Raw genomic sequence first — 3,186 nt, forward strand, 5'->3', positions numbered from 1 at the left:
AGTACTGTTGGTGGTATTAAAAAGAGAATTAGAAAGGTTAAGCGTGATTTGGTGATTGTGGATTATGTTCAGTTATTGAGTATTGAGGAGAGGTTACAAAGTAGGGAAAGGGAGGTTGCTAGTTTATCTAGGGAACTTAAAAATATTACTTTGGATTTTGGTATTCCTGTTATTCAGCTTAGTCAGTTAAATGATGAGATGAAGGATTTTAGGCCTTGGGGTGAGAGACCTATGAGAGATAGTAAGGCAATTTTTCATGATAGTAATAATGTTGTTTATATTCATGAGCCTGTTGGCAATGATTTTGAGAAGGCAATAGATGCTGCTAAGCTTGAGAAGTATAGGGTTATGCAGATGAAAAATGAGGGTGTCAAGTTACTTGATTTGATTGTTGCTAAGTGCAGAGATGGTGAAACTAATTATAGGCATTATTGGTACAATGGCCCAAGGCTTCATTTTGAAGAGATTGTATATTAGGGGGGAAAGGTATGAAGTTAGAAAGAGATGATATTGGTTATAAGTTGGAGAATTTGTTTGAGATTGTGGGGGAGGAAAAGTTTTTAGAGATTTCTAGGATGTATGGTGGTAGTAATTTGTATATTCCTACCTTTAGTAGTGTGCTTAGAAATGGTAGGAACAGGGAAATTGTTAAGAGATATAATGGGGTTAATGCTAGTCAGTTGGCTAAGGAATATGGCATGTGTGTTAATCAGCTTAATAGGATTATTACGGAGTTTAGTTAGGTACATCTACATTTAAAGTAAATTACTTCACATAAATAAGAAACTTATCCCAATATTTACATATGATATATAGAACAATATTTATATCATAAAAAGGGGAATCAGAAATGGAGAGAAATTATTCGCAAGAGTATTGGGACAATTATTATAAGTTTATGGCTGTATATCTTAGAGATTTACAAAATGCATATCCTAATGAGGATATTACAAATGAATACGTAGAAGTTGCTAACTTCTTTGCGCCTTCTATGCCTCTTGAATATGGTGATGGTGATGGTTATAACTATGCACAAAAAGATAACGATCCTACTCCTTTTATATCACCTGGTGGTGGGCAATTTACTATAAATAACTGTAGAAGGATGGCAATAGTTAGGATAGCAATGAGGAGAGGTTTTACCCCTTCTAATTTCTATATGATAGTAGATAGAGCTGATAGTAGGAGTATTCAAGGATTTAGAATAGCTTGCGAAGCTGGTAGAGTTAGATTTAGACCAATGGCTGTAGAATATAGAAATATTAACCTTATAGAATGTGCATTTTAGATTAAATCTAATAAGAGGTATCCAAGTAATATACCTATGTAATACTTGAGATACCTCTTATTATTTATTACTTAAATTTTTCACAAAATATTCAGCTCGAGTAAGAGAAGAAAATGCAAAAACTATTTAAAGAAGTCATGCAGCAACTTTTAGAGGCTGGAATGGAAGATCATCTTGGACGAGAAAAATATGAACGAATCGGACTTATTCCTCTCTTATGTTTGGAAAAGAGTACTTTAAAAACTATATTTTGTACAAATGCTAAACTTAATAAGATTGTGGTGAAGTTTAGTTATGCAAAAAGGGAACTGAAAATTCAGTTCCCTTTTGGTTATCTCATATTTAGTATATTTCTGGATAGTTCATTTATACTATCGGTTAAGCAAGATAGTTTTCCTTCTATTCTTATCAATAGATACATTGATATGGCTATTGGAAATCCTACGTTAGCTATTAGAGTTTGTAAATTTGAATCCATAGGCTATTTTTATACTACTAAGTCAAATTCTTTAGTGTCAGTTTGTACTACTTTAGCTTCTACTAAATCTGTTAGTGTTAAACCTTCTGGTGCAAATATATCATTTGCTATGATAATGTTCATAACACTTAAAATTTCTGGTTCAGTTACGTCAGGTCTTGGCGAGTCTACTGAGATAGATACCTTTTTATCATCTTCATTTTTAAATATCATTAGCAATCTTGTTTTTATTTCCATAGTTTTATATCTCCCTTATTTTTTATAGTACATAGGAAATTATATTCATTTTAAAACTGTAGATAAATATAATTTTCGTATATGTGCTTCAAAAAAGTCTTCCTTATAAATATTTAATTGAAGACTTTTTTATATTTTTGAGTAAAGCAAGTTTCTTATTATTGTGATATTGTTGTGTTGTCTATTTTAGCTATTTCTATTAATGTGTGGCCTTGTAGTGATGCTATTGCAGCTGCTACTTGGTGAACTTTTTCATGTGTTGCTTCTGGTCTTACTTTTGCGTATGTTCTGTTTTTTATTATTAGCTTGCCATTGTTGTCCTTTCCACAGTCGAATCTCATTTTTAAACTTGATGCATTTGGTGTTGATACTACTCCCATTTTTTAGTTCCTCCTTTAAATTTTTTAGCAAGTGTTTGTCTTGCTTATAGTTATATAGTAGTAGGCTTAGCGAATATGTAGTTAAAACAAAAGTGTACAATATTTGTTGTACTTATAATTAAAATTAATATTACTTCAAGAACTGCTGCTGATCTAAATTTATCTAAGAGTACTATTACCAGGGTTATTAATGAGTTTGAGGGAAGAGGAATCATAATCAATTAGGTATAAATAGATAAAGATTAAAATAATAGAAGAAGAAGATAAAAAAGGTAGATTACTGTGCCTTTTTTTTAGTAAAATAATTAAAATATATTATAAAAAATAAAATCTTTTATAATAATAAACATGTATAATGTATTTGTATAGATAAGAACAATATAAAATAGCAAAGTGTAAAAAAATTATAGAAGATGTGCCGAAGATAAAAAGGCTAAACAAAAGGCTAAAAGAAGAAATGAAAATGGATTAACTAAAAGAGAACAAGATAGATTAGATAGTATTAATGCAGTAAAAGAGCCATATGAAAAAGGATATAAGCAAGTACAAATAGTAAAAGAGCTAGGGTTAACAAAGGGAAGAGTATCTCAAATTATAAAAGAAATTAAAAATAAAAAAGTTTAATGAAATGTTCTCTTAGTATTGGGGGACTTTAGTCCTGTACCGCTTTTAGATTAGAGATTAAACTATATTAGGAGGATTCATTATGGGAAAATTAAAAGGAAACACATTATCAGATAGTTTAGATTCATTAAAATCATTTCATAGAATTCATGATTTTGAATGTAGCGAATTTGATGTAG

At 30.2% G+C, this 3,186-nt stretch carries 6 protein-coding genes; 3 read left to right on the plus strand and 3 right to left on the minus strand.

Features of this window, described 5'->3' with window-relative positions; genetic code table 11:
- The 3 genes from AC11VW_RS03980 to AC11VW_RS03990 form a co-directional block, all read left to right on the plus strand.
- The coding region (locus AC11VW_RS03980) for a DnaB-like helicase C-terminal domain-containing protein (protein WP_484300098.1) at positions 1-477 on the plus strand (477 nt) is incomplete at its 5' end.
- Between the two features lie 11 nt (positions 478-488).
- Positions 489-743 (plus strand): Mor transcription activator family protein, encoded by a 255-nt coding sequence (locus AC11VW_RS03985; protein ID WP_484300099.1) that lies wholly within the window; start codon positions 489-491, stop codon positions 741-743.
- 107 nt (positions 744-850) lie between these two features.
- Positions 851-1,288: a hypothetical protein gene (locus tag AC11VW_RS03990; protein WP_484300100.1), complete on the plus strand. Its 438-nt coding sequence runs from the start codon at positions 851-853 to the stop codon at positions 1,286-1,288.
- 331 nt (positions 1,289-1,619) lie between these two features.
- Here the strand turns inward: AC11VW_RS03990 and AC11VW_RS03995 are convergent, their stop codons facing one another.
- The 3 genes from AC11VW_RS03995 to AC11VW_RS04005 form a co-directional block, all read right to left on the minus strand.
- Complete coding sequence (locus tag AC11VW_RS03995; protein ID WP_484300101.1) at positions 1,620-1,766, minus strand: YvrJ family protein; 147 nt, start codon at positions 1,764-1,766, stop codon at positions 1,620-1,622.
- A gap of 9 nt (positions 1,767-1,775) precedes the next feature.
- Positions 1,776-2,003, minus strand: coding sequence for a DUF2922 domain-containing protein (locus AC11VW_RS04000; RefSeq protein WP_484300102.1), 228 nt, complete (start codon positions 2,001-2,003; stop codon positions 1,776-1,778).
- 158 nt (positions 2,004-2,161) lie between these two features.
- Entirely contained in the window at positions 2,162-2,383 is a 222-nt protein-coding gene (locus AC11VW_RS04005; RefSeq protein ID WP_484300103.1) for a DUF1659 domain-containing protein, read from the minus strand.
- Positions 2,384-3,186 lie beyond the last annotated feature (803 nt).

Source organism: Romboutsia sp., assembly GCF_056995035.1.